Source organism: Paractinoplanes ovalisporus (assembly GCF_016834655.1).
Taxonomy (GTDB): domain Bacteria; phylum Actinomycetota; class Actinomycetes; order Mycobacteriales; family Micromonosporaceae; genus Actinoplanes; species Actinoplanes ovalisporus.
On the sequence record NZ_JAENHP010000017.1, the window covers coordinates 162,268 to 176,346 of the forward strand.

Genomic DNA, 14,079 nt, shown 5'->3' on the forward strand with positions numbered 1-14,079 from the left:
GCCGCGCGCACCCGAGGCACCTCCCGCTGCCGTGAACGTGCACCCACCGTCCTGGACGCGCAATCGCCCTCCCCGACCCGTGCCCCCAACCCGCCCGGACGCCCACCAACCCCACTGGCCTGAAGCACCGATCTCTGGACGCAAACCCGCCCCGCCTGGACGCACACCGCCTCTTCCCGGAACACATCCGCCCTCGCGGCGGCGAGATCCACCCCTCATGCCGGCATCCAGCTCAACCGACACCCCTTGCCGGCATCCAGCTCAACCCACATCCCTTGTTCGGCGTCGAGCTCAACCGACACCCCTCTTCGGCGCCCAGCTCAACCAGCACCCCCTTTCGGCGTCGAGCTCAACCAGCACCCCTCTCCGGCGTCCAGCTCAACCAACGCCCCTTCGGCGCCCAGCTCGAACATCTCTTCTCGGCGCCCAGCTCAACCAACGCCCCTTCGGCGCCCAGCTCGAACATCTCTTCTCGGCGCCCAGCTCAACCCACATCCCTTTTGGGCGCCCAGCTCGAACATCTCTTTCGGGGCTCAACTCGATCCACATCCCTTTTGGGCATCCTAGGAGGCTAGGTCGTCAGGAATGCCCGCGCCTCGCAACGGACGGCGCACGCGTCGGCGGCAGCGCCCTCCGCACGACAGGCACGCTCGCCGGACCCCACACAACGGCCCGCCGCACCCAGCACAACCGGGTGCAGCGCCACAACGAATACCGCCGTACCCGGCAAGATCGAGCGCGGCGCAACGCAGATCGGCCCGCCGCATCCGGCAGGACCGAGCGCGGCGCAACGCAGAACGGCACGCCGCACCCAGCACAACCCGGGCGCGGCGCTACGCAGAACGGCCCGCCCCACCCGGCAGGACCGAGCGCGGCGGGCCGCTGAGCGGGAGACGCTACTTGAGCAGCCGCCGGTCGACGTTCAGCGACCTCGGCAGCGCCATCGTGATCCACTCATTGTTGTCGGCCGCGGTGGCGGAGCGGCCGGTCGAGAACGGGAAGTTGTTGTCGTTCAGCACCGCGATCGTACGGTCGTCGAGGATGACGACGTCCTCGATGGTCTGGAACGGGAACGTGAAGGTGGTCCCGAAGCCGCCCAGCTTGCGCGGGTTGGCGACGTTCATGAGGTCGACCACGAGCGTCTTCTCCAGACGATCGCCGCGCGCCGTGGCCAGATAGATCTTCTTGGTCACCGCGGTGGCGCCCTGCCCGTTGTCCCGCTCGATGATCAGGAAACGCCCGGCCGAGACCGAGATCGCGTCCCCGATGGCGAAGTCCGGGTTGTCCAGCTGGTAGCTCCACCGCTTCCCGGTGTAGGCACCGCGACGCAGGTCGAACTCGTTCAGCCGCAGCGACCCGGCCGGGTCACCGGTCACCGTGCCCTCGAGCAGCGCGTACAGGTAGCGGCCGTCAGCCGACTGGGCCAGCCCCTCGAACCCCTTGCTGCTGCGCGCGGTGGCCGTGACACCGGTGCGCGCCGCGGTCTCGGGCGCGACCACACCCTCCAGTGGCACCGGGGCGTCGAGCAGGCGACCGGCCCGGTCGAAGTGCAGCAGGTACGGCCCGAACTCCTCCCCGATCCAGTACGATCCGTCAGCCACCCGCACGATCGACTCGGGGTCGAAGTCGGCGCCGGTCAGCACACGGTCCTCGCGGGTCAGCTTCCACGACACCTTGCCGTCCGGATCGGTCAGCGTGATGCCACCGAGCACGTCGACTTCCCCCGTACGGAAAACCGGAGCGAGCTTCTGCACCCGCAACAGGAAGTCCCCGGAGTTGGCCTGGTTGCCGTACCCGTTGTCGGACAGCACGTCGAAGGTGCCGTCCCCGTTGTCGACGATCCCCGAGAAACCCTGGACCGGCTGGTCGGCGAAGGGCGCCGTGAACCCGTTCAGATTGCCGGTGACGAGCGCGCCGGAGGGCTCGCTGCCCGGGACGAAGGTGCCGGCGGGCAGCGAGGCCCACCCGGTCAGCGTGGGCGTGGTGACCTTGTGGCCGCCGGCGTAGGACGCGGTGCCCCCGAGCGGCAGCACCACCGCGAGCACACCGGCCCCGGCCAGAAGATTGCGGACGATCTTTCGCATGAGCCCGCACGCTAGGCACCCACGGTGAATCGGCGCCCCTGAATACAAGACCGCAAGGCCAAGACAGATGAACGTACGGGGGTGAGGCCGCCTTGTACGGGCCGCTGGTGTCGATGTCCGGCAGAGCGCGGCAACCCCGCACCCAACCGCAGCCCGCTCGTCCGCTACTTGGCGCGGCTGACGACGATCCCTCGGCCCGGTCCGATCTCACACCCGGCCGGCACCGCCGTCGCCTTGAAGCTGGTCCACCCCTGTTTGGCAACGGCCAGAAGGAGGGCCTGGTTACAGTCCTTCCCGCCCTCGACGATCACCAGCCGGTACGTCTTCCGCTCGTCGCCGGGATCACCGATCGGACCGTCCATGACCGCCCACTCGGCGCCGTCGAGCGGAATGTCGCTGACCGAGTAGTAGGTCTGATCCTCGTTGTCGTACTCGAACAGCCACCCGAACCGGTCGTCGTCGTCCGGGTCGCAACTCTTGCCGGTGACCACGACCCCGACGGCGCCGTTGACGCTCTGCCCGTTGGCCGGCGCGTCGAAGCTGAAGTCCTCGGTGCAGGTCCACGGCCTGATCCAGTTGTGGAAGAAGGGCTGGCTGATGACGGCCCCGAGAAACGCCGCGACGGCCGTGATGATCGCCGCGAGCACCGTGCCGTTGCTTCGGCTGCTGGTCGTGGTCACCTGGGAGTCCTTCGTTCGTGGGTGCGATCTGGCGCTCCACAGTGGCCGGGTCGTAGCCTGTGCGGCCAGGCAGATTGAACGCTGTTGCACGGTCCTGCACAGGGGTGCGCATGGAGTCACCGTTCACGTCGGGCATCCACAGCCGGGAGGAATTCGGCGCCGCGCTCGAATGGCTGCGTCAGCGGCACGCGCGCGTCAACCAGCTCGACGACCCGCTGTCGCTGCGCGAGATCGCGAACCGCACCGGCGGCGGAGTCCCCAACACGATCCGCAACTACCTGAACGGCCGTACCGTGCCTCCCCGCGTGGCGCTCGAACGGCTGGCCGAGCTCTTCGGGGCCGATGCCGCCCAGCTCGATGCCCTGTTGCGGGCGCGGGAGGAGCTTTCCCGCGTACGGACGTTCAAGGTCCCGCCGCTCGCGCCACAACCCGGTCCAGCGCAGCCCGGCTCCGAGCAACCGGGTCCCGGGCAGCTCGCGCCACAACCCGGTCCAGGACAGCCCGGCTCCGAGCAACCAGGTCCCGGGCAGCTCGCGCCACAACCCGGTCCAGGACAGCCCGGCTCCGAGCAACCAGGCCCCGGGCAAGCGGAATCACCGCTCTCGTCCGCGACACCGCCGGAGCCTCAACAGTCGAGCCCACAAGCCCCGGCCACTGAACAGCTGAACCCACGGACGACGGGCCGACAGCCGCCGCTGGGGTCGCAACCACCGCGGCGCACCACGCGTCGACGGCTGATCCTGGCCGTGGCGGCGACCGCGGTCCTCGCGTCGGCGGCGACGCTGGTGGCGGTGTTGCTCGCCCGGGAAGACCCGCCGGCAACGTCCGGGCCGGTGCCCGTGATCGTGCAGAACATGGTCGCGGTCGGAGCGGACGGCCTGGTCGAGGACGAGACCCCGGCCTATCTGTCGGCCCGGCCGGTGCCCCGCTGCGCGGCCAACGGCTGCAAGCTGGCCGGCACCGAGATGTGGAGCGGCGCGGCCCTGACGGTCGAATGCCGGGCCGAGGGCTCGGTCATGCACAACTACAACGTCGCCGAGGGCACGGCCAACCCGCACAGCGCGCGCTCGACGATCTGGTACCGGGCCCGGACCGCCGACGGCCGGGCCGGCTTCGTCTCCGAGGTCTACCTGGCCCCACGCTTCCGTGGCGGCCTCGACCTCCCCCGCTGCTCCTGACCCCGGGCCTCAGCGTGTGACGGGCCCCGGGCCTCAGCGAATGGCGGCCCCGGTTCAGCGGGTGGCGGACTCCGATTCGCTCAGGGCGGCCAGAGTCTCGACGCCTCCGCCGACTCCGGCCGCGGCCACGGCGGCAATTACGGTGGCCGCGCGCAGGGCGTGGTAGCCGCCCCGGCCCAGGGTGGCGGCCTTCAGGTTGCTGGCCACCGCGCGCGGGAGGGTGCGGCGGATGTAGTTCTGTTCGGCGCCCAGCTTCTGGTCCTTGGGCAGCAGGCCGGCCATCTGGACCTTGCCGCGGCCCTCGGCGTAGCAGCGGCGCAGGAAGAAGCGGAACGTGGAACGGTCCAGGGGGACGTCGTGCTCGATGACCGAGTCGGGGACGTACATCCAGTGGCCGCCGGTTTCGGCGCTGATGCGCAGGCAGAGCTCGGTGTCCTCGGGGCGGTTCTGGTCGCCCAGCTTGCCGAAGCCGACCCGGAAGCCGCCGACCTGGAGGAAGGCCTCGCGGCGGACCATCATGCTGGCCGACCACACGTTGCGGATCTCGGCGACCGAGGTGGGCATGCCGGCGTACGAGACACCAACGGTCCACAGAAGTTCGTCGGGCATCCAGCTCGGGCGGGTCCGCTCCCAGGCCGGGACGATGCTGCCGCCGGCGCCGACCACGGCCGGGTTGTCGAACGGGCGGGCCAGGTGGCCGAGCCAGGTGGGGTGGGCGACGGTGTCGTCGTCGAGGAACGCGATCAGCTCGGACCGGGAGTGGAATGCGCCGGTGTTGCGGTTGCCGGAGGCGCCCCGCACCGAGGTGTTCTCGAGCACGGTCACGCCCGGGAACTCGTCCTGGCACCGCTTGAACAGCTCGGGGTTGTGATCGACAACCACGATGATCTCGGCCGGGGTCAGCTTCTGCTGCTGGGCCGAGGCGACGGTGCGTTGCAGGGAGGCCCAGCGGCGTTCGCTGTGCGTGGGGATGACGACGCTGACGTCGATGCTCTCGGTCATGACGAGCCGCTCCAGGGGGTGTGAAGGGCCGAGCATCACGTACGGGGTGAGGCCGCGACGTCATGCCTGGTGGCACGGGCCACCTTCGGTTGTTCAGGGCGTTCACGGGCTAGTTGATCAACCCGCGGGCGAGACCATACACAGGGAATCTATGAATTGCATAAGAGGTTGGCCGACCCCCATTTACAGTTCCGGACGCTATTGTTTCGGCCACGCAAACGATTAGGGCAAGTCGGGAGATGCCGCTTTTGGACGCATCAGCGCCGATGGCGGCAGTTGCACCGGAAACCACATGTCATCGGTGGTCACAGGCCCGGCCGGGGACCGGTCCGGACTGACGGCCGGCCAAGCGCTGAAAGCGGATCCAGCAGGGATCTGCCATTCTTTCGGCTTGCCGGTGATCACCCGTTCACCCGATGACGGCCCGAGCCGGGACGGCCGCGCAAAACCATTTAGCAATACGAACGACTTACGATTCGCTGTTGCGCGGATCACGTGCCGGAAAACCATTCCCACTCCGGTTCCGGGACGACCCGAAGCCGGTGCGCGGCCACGCGTGGATCACACGCTGGGTCACAGGTGGTCGCCACTGAGAGTTAGGAGCCGGACCACCGGGTAACGTCCCGGCGCCCGCGCTACGGCCCGTTGTTCCGCTCAGGCCGCGTGCGGCAGCCGCCGAAGGCGGAGTTCGGCCGTGGTGCTCCTCGGGACCCGACGTGGCGTACGGGATCTGCGGTCTTGGCCGACGAACAAGCGCAAGCCCGGGTCGAAGCCGCCGCGTCATCCAGCGACCGGCCGTGCGCCGTCGTGTCCGCAAGCGAGCGGAAGAGCGCCGCAGACAACCGGGAGAACGCCGCGAGCGACCGGGGGAACGCCATAAACGATCGGGAGAGCGCCGCTCGGACGCGAGCGATCGGGACAGCGCCGCAAACAACCAGGAGAACGCCGCTCAGACACGAGCGATCGGGACAGCGCCGCAAACAACCAGGAGAACGCCGCTCAGACACGAGCGATCGGGACAGCGCCGCAAACAACCAGGAGAACGCCGCTCAGACACGAGCGATCGGGAGAACGCCGCTCGAACGCGAGCGATCGGGAGGGCGCCGCCCGAACACGAACGATCGGCAGAGCGCCGCCCGGACGCGAGGGTCAGCGCCAGAAGACGGCGACCGCAGCGTTGACCAAGGTCAGCGTGATGATGCCGATGAAGTGGCCCTTGTTCACAGCCTCACGCCTACGCGGGATGAACACCATGATGAAGATCAGGACGGCCAGCACGAGCTTCACGCCGAGCTTGATCGGGTCGGGTTCGGCGTCGCCGCCGCCGCGCAACGGGGCCGCCAGGCCGATGCCCGACACGAGCTGGATGATCGAGCCCCAGAGGACGGCCGGGTTGATGCGGAACTTGCCCGACACGAACTGAGCGACCGCCCCGCCGAGCAGCAGCGCGAAACCGATCAGGTGAACGAACAGCAGGATCAGCCGGAGTGCTTCCACGCCCGGAAGCTTGCCAAATCCCGGTCAGGCCGGCTGACCCGGGGTCACGGGCAGCGTGAACAGGCCGCGCAGCAGCAACCCGGGCCGCCACGCCAGATCGGACTCGGCGGCGGCCAGCGCCAGACCCGGGTAACGCGACGTGAGACCGGTGAACGCGATCTGCGCCTCGAGCCGGGCCAGCGGCGCGCCCAGGCAGTAGTGGATGCCGTGCCCGAAGGCCAGGTGCGGGTTCTGCGGGCGGTCGAGCACGACCTCGGCCGCGTCGGGGAAGCGCGCCTCGTCGTGGTTGGCCGAGAGCAGGCCGATCAGCACGGGGGCGTGGGCCGGGATGGTCCGGTCGCCGATCGTGACGGGCTCGCTGGTGATGCGGAAGGTGGCGGTCTCGACCGGGGATTCGTACCGCAGGAACTCCTCGATCGCGGCCGGGATCAGGGCCGGCTCGGCGCACAGTCGCTCCCAGCGTTCCCGGCGGGAGAGCAGCAGATAGACGCCGTTGCCGATCAGGTTGACCGTGGTCTCGTGGCCGGCGATCAGCAGCAGGAACACCATCGAGACGAGTTCGTCCTCGGTGAGGCTGTCGCCGCTGTCACGCACCTGGATCAGGCCGGAGAGCAGGTCGTCGCCGGGCTCGGCGCGGCGGGCGGCGAGCAGGCCCTGGATGTAGCCGACCATCGCGGCCGCGGCGCCGGGGAACTGGTCGCGGTAGGCCACGCCGCCGACGATGATGTTGGACCAGGCCCGGAAGGCGTCGCGGTCGTCGGCCGGGATGCCGAGCAGTTCGCAGATGACCTGGATGGGCAGCGGGAACGCGAACGCGTCGATCAGGTCGAACGGGGCACCGCCGCTGGGGAACGCGTCGAGCAGCTCGGCGGTGATCGCCTCGATGCGGGGACGCATGGCCTCGATGCGGCGGGCGGTGAAGGCGGCCGACACCAGGCGGCGCAGGCGGGTGTGATCGGGCGGGTCGACGGCGAGCATGTGGCGGGACAGGGCGCGGTCGATGGCGCTGGACGGGTGGTTGTCGTCGCCGCCGTTCTTGGAGAACCGCGGGTCGGTCAGGGCCTGCCGCGCCTCGTCGTACCGGGTGATCAGCCACGCCTCGAGCCCGCTGGCCAGTCGCACTTTCCGGGTCGGGCCTTCGCGCCGCCACGATGCGTACGCGGGATGGGGGTTGGCATGGAAAGCGGGATCAGCGAGATTGTCCGGCATCCACGCGCCTCCCCGTTATCGGCGGATATCCATCACCGTACGCCCTTCGAGCCCGTGCCAGGTTCGCAGGCGCTCGCCCTCTTCTTCCACGGCCTCGGCGCCCTCCGGCGCGAACAGCCTGACCTGCAGATCCGGGCCGGCGACCTTCCACATGCCGGCGACACGCCCGTCAACCAGGACAAAACGCGCGCCCTCGACGCTGAGCCCGCGATAGGCGTCGTCGATGACGCGGCTGCGGTCGTCGAAGCCGAGCACGACGTTGTCGAACGCGGGCAGGAAGCGGGGTTCGACGTTCTGCTCGGGTGCCGGGAGCGGCGCGTCGAGAACGTCAAGAAGTTCCCTCCCCCGTACGTCGCGGAAGGTGCGCAACTGAGGCCGGAGCCGCTTGATCGACTCGCGGAGGCCGCTCAGCCCCGACCACGCGCGGATGTCGGCCGACGCCGCCGGCCCGAACGCGCGCAGATACCGCAGGACGAGCTCGTCGGCCGTACCGGCGGGTTCGGGCTCTTTCCCGAGCCACGCCCCGATCGTGGTGTTGCGGGCCGGCGCCTTCTGCCCCCACACGCCACGCGGGGGCACCTGCACCAGCGGCACGAGCGAGCTGAGCATGTCGCCCAGAACGCGCGGCGCCACCTCGGGCCACCGCTCCCCCACGGCCCGCCCGGCTTCGGCCAGGATGCTGGGCGCGCGGGTGAAGACCGGCAGCCCGGCGGCGGCCAGCTCCCGCAGGTCGACCCCTTCGAGCTCGCGACGATAGACGGCCCGCACACGCGCCTCGAGCATCGGCTGGTGCAGCCCGCGCAGCGCGAGGCAGTCCTCGGCGGTCACCAGGTGGATCGTGCGCCGCATCAGCAACGTGCGCACCACCCGGCGCGTCTCGAGCAGCTCGACCAGCTCGGCCGGCCGGAAACCGTCGAGACGGCTCCACAGACCGACGTACGGCTCGTGCGGCTCCTGGGCCTGCAACCCGCACAGGTGCGCGATGGCGTCGAAGGCCGTCCGGTCGTGCCGCCGGTCGAGCATCTGCCGGGCGAGCAACGCCCGGTTGAGAGCGCGGTTGTCCAGCACCGTCATGCGCCGACGGTAGTTCAGAACGATCCGGGCCGGGTATTCACCTCTTCTCAACGGGGGGAGTCAGTCATGACCAGCATGTCGGGACCGCAGGCGATACCGTTCGTCGCCACGATCACCGAGGACTTCGGCCGGAAGGTGCGCGAGGAGGGCGGCGTCTATCCGGGCGGCCCGATCGTCGGCGCCTCGGACGCCGAGGAGGACGCCGTCCACTCCGGCGCCCGCGACGAGCAACTCGCCGTCGACGTCACCCGCGACTCCGACGGGGTGCCGGTCGGCGCGGACGACGTCGAGGAGGACAAGCGCCGCTCAGGCGTCTGACGACGGAGGGCGGCCGGCTCGCCGGTGGGCGCCGCTCGCCGGTGGGCGCCGCTCGCCGGTGGGCGCCGCTCGCCGGTGGGCGCCGCTCGCACGGCCCGCCGGCGGGCGCCGTTCAGGCGCCTGACGCCTCGCCGATCAGCTCGACCAGCTTGGCCGCCTCGGGGATCGCCACCGTGTGGGAGCCGCCGGCCAGCTCGACCGTGCGCCGTGAGCCGGCCCGCTCGGCCATGAACCGCAGCGCGGCGACCGGGATGTTCAGATCGTCGCTGCCGAACAGGAACCAGGACGGGATCGACTTCCACGCCGGCTCACCCGGGGACGCCTCACCAAGGGCGGCCTCGGTGATCGGGCGCTGGGTGACGGCCAGGACCGCGGCGGCCTCGGCGGACGAGTCGGCGGCGAACTGGTGGTGGTAGAGCTCCTGCTGGATGTAGAGGTCGGTGCTGCCGTCGGGCAGCTTGACCGGCCGGAGGGTCTCACCGAGCGAGCTGCCCGGGAACTTGCCGGCCAGGTCGCCCGCGCTCTCCCCCTGGTCGGGCGCAAACGCTCCGACGTAGACCAACGCCTTCACGGCCGGGTTGCCGGTGGCCGCGTTGGTGATCAGCATTCCGCCATATGAGTGCCCGACCAGCACCACGTCGCCCTCGACCGAGGCCAGGGTCGCGCGCAGGTAGTCGGAGTCGTACTTGACGCCACGCAGCGGATTGGCCACGGCGATCGCCGGATAGCCCTCCGCCCGGAGCAGCTCGATCACGCCGTTCCAGCTGGCCGACTCGGCGAACGCGCCGTGCACGAGGACGATCGTCGGTTTCATGGCAACTCCCCCAAGGTCTCGCGGTTCAGATGCCCCGCAAGCTTGCTCCTCGGCGCCCGGATCCGGAAAGGATCGATCGGAGGGTCACAACACGGAACTTAAGTACCGGTCCGTGTTGTTGAACCTCCTCCCTCCGTCGGGGGTCACGGTGACGATGTCCTCGATGCGCACGCCGAAGCGGCCCGGCAGATAGATCCCCGGCTCGATCGAGAAGCACATGCCGGGCACCAGAGGCCGCGTCTCACCCCGTACGAGATAAGGGGGTTCATGGGTTTCCAGCCCGATGCCGTGACCGGTGCGGTGAATGAAGAACTCGCCATATCCCGCGTCCTCGATGACCCGGCGGGCCACCCGGTCGATCTCCTGACATTCCACCCCCGGCCGTACGGCTTCGAAAGCGGCCTGCTGCGCGAGGCGCACGACGTCGTGGACTTCCTGTTCCTCGCTCGTCGGCGGTCCGACGTGAACCGTGCGGGTGGTGTCGGAGCCGTAACCGTTCTTGAGTCCGCCGAAATCGAGCACCACCATGTCGCCGGTCTCGATGACGCGGTCGCCGATCTCGTGGTGCGGATTCGCGCCGTTGGGACCGGAACCGACGATGGTGAAGTCGACCTGTTCGTGACCGTACTCCCGCAGCATCCCGGCCAGAATGACCGCCACTTCCCGTTCGGTGCGACCGGAGAAACGGACGGTCCTGATGTCTTCGAAGGCTCGGTCGGCGGCCGCGCCCGCCTCGGCGAGCAGTTCGATTTCCTCGGCGTCCTTGACCGCCCGCAGCATGGGCAACACCTCGGTCATGCCGACCAGACTCAGCTCCGGGCATTTCCGTTGCAGATTGAGGACGTGCAGGGCCCAGGCCGAGTCCGAGATGGCGAACCGCCCCGTCAACGACACGTCATAGGGGTCTTCGCCGTCGGGCCAGGTCCGCACTTCCAGGTCGAGACCGTGCGGTTCCTCGAGCGCCGGAACAATGAGGAACGGGTCGTGGCCGTTCCGCAGAACGAGCAGAGTGAGCCGTTCGGTGATCGGCGGGCGCAGACCGGTGAAATAGGTGAGGTCGGGGCCGGGTGTGAGAAGCAGGCCGTCGAGCCCGGCCTCCGCCGCGCTTCTCAGGGCCTTCTCGATGCGCACTACTCCACCTCCAGGACGTGGAATCCCCACGCGGGCAGGTCGACGAAGAGCCCGGCGTCGGCCAGTTCCCTGCCGTCCCGGTCGAAAACGCGGCCGTCGAGCAGGTCGGTCAGACGCCATTGCGGTTTCTCGTCCGACCACCAGGGCGCCCGTACGCGGGTCCGCGCCGGACCGTCCGCGTAATTGACGACGACGAGGTGGCGTTTCCCGTCGTTCTGCCACGTCCACGCGAGCACGTCGTGGGTGTCGAGCAGCTGCCACTCCCCCGTGTTCACCTTCAACCGGGAAAGCTTTTCGCAGAAGGCTTTCAGCTCGTTGTCGGGCTGTTCGTCGGGATAGCGGCCCAGGAAGACAGGCAGTTTCACCCGGCGCCCCTCGAACTGGCCGTCGTGCCAGAGGGTGGCGCCGGGCAGAGTGGCGACGGCGACCGCGGCGGCCCGGTTCCGGGGCCCGAACGCGGTGGCGGCGCGGGGCTCGTCGTGGTTCTCGGTGAACCGGATCAGCCTGTCCTGATAGCCCCGATCGGCCCGCAGATGGGCGCGCACGGCGTCGGCGCTCTCGTGGGCCAGGCGGTCGTAGAGGCGCTTGTCGTAGCAGTAGTGGAAGCCCTGCTGCTGCAGCGTCCATTCGGTGTCCCAATAGGCCTCGGCGATCAGCAGGAAACCGTCGGGGAGGGCCTTGATGACCTCGGGCCAGAATTCCTGCGCCGGCTTGGGGCCCGCGCGGTCGCCCCACGTACGGACGAAAATGTCGTTGAAGAACAGCATGGCCATGTCGACGCGGACACCGTCACATTGCTCGGCGATGGATTTGAGCGTCTCGACGGTGGCCTTGCGCAGGCCGGGGTGGAAGGCGTTGAGCTGGGCCACGTCGGGCCACGGCGGGAAATACGGGTCGCGGCCGTGGGCGATGACGCGGTCACCCGCTTCGAACCAACCGGTGGGATCCGACTTCAGGTCGTCCGGAGTGCCGTTGATGAACCAGTCCGGATATTCGGTGATGGCCGGGTGATCAGGGGCCACGTGGTTGGGGACGTAGTCGAGGATCAGCTTCAGGCCGCGGTTCCGCAGTTCTTCGCGCGCCGTCCGGAGGCCACTTTGTCCGCCGAGGCGCTCGTCGACTTCATAACGCCGTACGCAATAGGGCGAGCCCACGATGTCGTCTTTCTCCGACAAATCGGGCAGCGCATTCCGGAATTCCCGCTGCAAGCCTTCGTTCGCGCTCGCGATGGCCAGGCCGGCCGGGCTGCGTTCCCAGACGCCCATGAGCCAGACCGCGTCGAGGCCGCGCAGCTCGTCCCACACCTCGCCGGGCACGTCGCCGAGCGTCACCGTCCGCCCGTAGCGGCGGCTCAGGCCGGTCAGCCAGGGCCAGGTGTCGAGCTCGTAGACCGCCGTCATGCGTTGCTCCTTCGGAAGGCTGCTACTGCATCATCCAGCGTCGGGTAGAAATGCGCGGGGTCGATGGTGCCGGTCAGCCCGTACCGGTCGATTTTCCTCTTCACCGGGTTCTTCATCTCGGCGAACACGAGCGAGATCCCCTTCGCGTTGAGTTCCTGGTCGAGTTCTTCCAGCATGTCGGCGGCCGTGGTGTCGACGTCGGTGATCGGCTCGGCCGCCACGAGAATCCACCGGGGTCCGGTGATGGCCAGGTGGCGGATCTCCTCCCGGAAGGTCCGGGCATTGGCGAAGATGAGCGGTGCGTCGAACCGGAAAATGGCGAGCGCGGGGATCTCGGCCGCGTCCGGATATTGCCGCAGATCGTGGTAGCCGTCGACGTCGGCCGGTTTTCCGAGCACCGCTCGATAAGGCCACCAGGCCCGCCGGAAGACGTTGAGAACCGACAGCCCGACCGCCACCGCGATGCCCGGCAGCACGCCCACCACGGCGACCCCGACAAAGGCGGCCACGGCCAGCGCGAACTCGATGCGACGCTGCCGATAGAGCCGGACCATGCCTTTGATGTCGGCCAGCCCGATACTGGCCGCGATGACCACGGCCGCCAGCATCGGTTGCGGCATGTCCTTGAGCAGCCCCGGCACCAGAACGAGCATGAGCGTAATGGCGACGGCCCCCACCAGCCCCGTGACTTGAGACTTGGCCCCCGCCGCGAAGGCCACCGCCGTACGGGATCCGCTCGTGCTGACCGGAAACCCTTGAAACAGCCCCGCGGCGAGGTTGGCCGCCCCGATTCCCGCCATCTCCTGATTGCCGCGCACTTCCTGTCCCGTACGGGCGGCGAAGGTCGTGGCCGTGGAGATGGTGTCGGTGACCGAAACCAGCGTGATGCCGACCGCCGCCGCGGCGAGGATGCCGAGCTCGTCCCAGGAGACGGTAGGAATGGTGAACGGCGGAAACCCCCGGGGAAGCGGCCCGACCACGTCAACGTCGAGGTCGAGAACGGTGACCGCCCCGATGGCCCCCACCACGGCGACGAGAATGGCCGGCACTTTGGGCAGCAGCCTCTGCAGCAGCAGAATGACGAGAAGCCCACCACCCCCGATGGCAACGGCCGCCGGAACAGTCTCGCCAAGGCCGGTGACGAACCCCGAGATGTCGGCGAAGAGCCCGTCCCCTTCGACGGAGAACCCGAACAGTTTGGGCAGCTGCCCGAAAAAGATGGTGACGGCCAGCCCGTTCACATAGCCGAGCTGAGTCGGATGAGACAGCAGATCGGCGACAAACCCCAGCTTGGCGACGGCCGCCACAGTCATGAACAGCCCCACCAACAGGGCCAGAACGGAGGCCATGGCGACGGCTTGGGCCGGGTCCCCACCGGAAACCACCATGGGCACGACAACGGCCGCAATCATCGGCCCGAGCGCCGAGTCGGGCCCCAGAACAAGCACACGGGAGGGCCCGAAAACGGCGTAGGCAAGAAGGCAGAGGATCGAGGTATAGAGCCCAGTGATCGGCGGTAGCCCGGCCAGCTCGGCATAGGCCATCCCCTGCGGCACGAGCAGGGTGGTGAGCACAATCCCCGCCATCAGGTCTTTCGGAAACCACGGGGCCCGATATCCCCGAGCCGCCCCGATCCCCGGAACCCACTCCGTGACGCCCATCCAGCCCCCTCACCCGCCGTGAGGCCACCTT

General features: G+C 69.1%; 12 protein-coding genes. 2 read left to right on the plus strand and 10 right to left on the minus strand.

Translation table 11 applies throughout. The annotated features are described in order from the left end of the window. Positions 1 to 896: 896 nt before the first annotated feature. The gene (locus tag JIG36_RS36605) at positions 897 to 2,084 is read right to left on the minus strand and encodes an esterase-like activity of phytase family protein (RefSeq protein WP_203381018.1); all 1,188 of its coding nucleotides are present in this window, start codon (positions 2,082 to 2,084) and stop codon (positions 897 to 899) included. 164 nt (positions 2,085 to 2,248) lie between these two features. After that, positions 2,249 to 2,764 (minus strand): hypothetical protein, encoded by a 516-nt coding sequence (locus JIG36_RS36610; protein WP_203381019.1) that lies wholly within the window; start codon positions 2,762 to 2,764, stop codon positions 2,249 to 2,251. A 110-nt stretch (positions 2,765 to 2,874) separates the two neighbouring features. On the opposite strand from JIG36_RS36610, the gene JIG36_RS53635 reads away from it, so the two are divergent. Next, entirely contained in the window at positions 2,875 to 3,942 is a 1,068-nt protein-coding gene (locus JIG36_RS53635) for a helix-turn-helix domain-containing protein (RefSeq protein ID WP_203381020.1), read from the plus strand. Between the two features lie 54 nt (positions 3,943 to 3,996). On the opposite strand, the gene JIG36_RS36620 is transcribed toward JIG36_RS53635, so the two are convergent. The 4 genes from JIG36_RS36620 to JIG36_RS36635 all read right to left on the minus strand — a co-directional run bounded on the left by JIG36_RS36620 (position 3,997) and on the right by JIG36_RS36635 (position 8,724). Beyond that, a complete protein-coding gene (locus JIG36_RS36620) occupies positions 3,997 to 4,944 on the minus strand; it encodes a glycosyltransferase family 2 protein (RefSeq protein ID WP_203381021.1) in 948 nt (315 codons plus the stop codon). Between the two features lie 1,149 nt (positions 4,945 to 6,093). Beyond that, positions 6,094 to 6,441, minus strand: a complete 348-nt coding sequence (locus JIG36_RS36625; protein ID WP_203381022.1) for a hypothetical protein — start codon at positions 6,439 to 6,441, stop codon at positions 6,094 to 6,096. A 24-nt stretch (positions 6,442 to 6,465) separates the two neighbouring features. Beyond that, positions 6,466 to 7,650 (minus strand): cytochrome P450 family protein, encoded by a 1,185-nt coding sequence (locus JIG36_RS36630; RefSeq protein ID WP_203381023.1) that lies wholly within the window; start codon positions 7,648 to 7,650, stop codon positions 6,466 to 6,468. A gap of 15 nt (positions 7,651 to 7,665) precedes the next feature. Beyond that, positions 7,666 to 8,724 carry a winged helix DNA-binding domain-containing protein gene (locus JIG36_RS36635; RefSeq protein WP_203381024.1) on the minus strand — a complete coding sequence of 353 codons (1,059 nt, stop codon included), beginning with the start codon at positions 8,722 to 8,724 and terminating at the stop codon, positions 7,666 to 7,668. Between the two features lie 66 nt (positions 8,725 to 8,790). Between JIG36_RS36635 and JIG36_RS36640 the strand changes: the two genes are divergently transcribed. Beyond that, complete coding sequence (locus tag JIG36_RS36640; protein ID WP_236048958.1) at positions 8,791 to 9,042, plus strand: hypothetical protein; 252 nt, start codon at positions 8,791 to 8,793, stop codon at positions 9,040 to 9,042. A 112-nt stretch (positions 9,043 to 9,154) separates the two neighbouring features. On the opposite strand, the gene JIG36_RS36645 is transcribed toward JIG36_RS36640, so the two are convergent. The 4 genes from JIG36_RS36645 to JIG36_RS36660 all read right to left on the minus strand — a co-directional run bounded on the left by JIG36_RS36645 (position 9,155) and on the right by JIG36_RS36660 (position 14,048). Next, positions 9,155 to 9,856, minus strand: a complete 702-nt coding sequence (locus JIG36_RS36645) for an alpha/beta fold hydrolase (protein WP_203381025.1) — start codon at positions 9,854 to 9,856, stop codon at positions 9,155 to 9,157. Positions 9,857 to 9,940: 84 nt separating this feature from the next. Further along, entirely contained in the window at positions 9,941 to 10,987 is a 1,047-nt protein-coding gene (locus JIG36_RS36650; RefSeq protein ID WP_203381079.1) for an aminopeptidase P family protein, read from the minus strand. Further along, positions 10,987 to 12,387, minus strand: a complete 1,401-nt coding sequence (locus JIG36_RS36655) for an alpha-amylase family glycosyl hydrolase (RefSeq protein ID WP_203381026.1) — start codon at positions 12,385 to 12,387, stop codon at positions 10,987 to 10,989. Before JIG36_RS36655 ends, JIG36_RS36650 begins: the two co-directional genes overlap by 1 nt. After that, positions 12,384 to 14,048 carry a SulP family inorganic anion transporter gene (locus tag JIG36_RS36660; RefSeq protein ID WP_203381027.1) on the minus strand — a complete coding sequence of 555 codons (1,665 nt, stop codon included), beginning with the start codon at positions 14,046 to 14,048 and terminating at the stop codon, positions 12,384 to 12,386. The genes JIG36_RS36655 and JIG36_RS36660 overlap by 4 nt, the downstream gene beginning before the upstream one ends. Positions 14,049 to 14,079: the final 31 nt, after the last annotated feature.

Excerpts from the sequence above, each read along its gene's own strand:
- JIG36_RS36645 (WP_203381025.1), bottom strand. The coding sequence starts at position 9,856 with ATGAAACCGACGATCGTCCTCGTGCACGGCGCGTTCGCCGAGTCGGCC.
- JIG36_RS36605 (WP_203381018.1), bottom strand. The coding sequence starts at position 2,084 with ATGCGAAAGATCGTCCGCAATCTTCTGGCCGGGGCCGGTGTGCTCGCG.
- JIG36_RS36660 (WP_203381027.1), bottom strand. The coding sequence starts at position 14,048 with ATGGGCGTCACGGAGTGGGTTCCGGGGATCGGGGCGGCTCGGGGATAT.
- JIG36_RS53635 (WP_203381020.1), top strand. The coding sequence starts at position 2,875 with ATGGAGTCACCGTTCACGTCGGGCATCCACAGCCGGGAGGAATTCGGC.
- JIG36_RS36635 (WP_203381024.1), bottom strand. The coding sequence starts at position 8,724 with ATGACGGTGCTGGACAACCGCGCTCTCAACCGGGCGTTGCTCGCCCGG.
- JIG36_RS36620 (WP_203381021.1), bottom strand. The coding sequence starts at position 4,944 with ATGACCGAGAGCATCGACGTCAGCGTCGTCATCCCCACGCACAGCGAA.
- JIG36_RS36655 (WP_203381026.1), bottom strand. The coding sequence starts at position 12,387 with ATGACGGCGGTCTACGAGCTCGACACCTGGCCCTGGCTGACCGGCCTG.
- JIG36_RS36630 (WP_203381023.1), bottom strand. The coding sequence starts at position 7,650 with ATGCCGGACAATCTCGCTGATCCCGCTTTCCATGCCAACCCCCATCCC.
- JIG36_RS36640 (WP_236048958.1), top strand. The coding sequence starts at position 8,791 with ATGACCAGCATGTCGGGACCGCAGGCGATACCGTTCGTCGCCACGATC.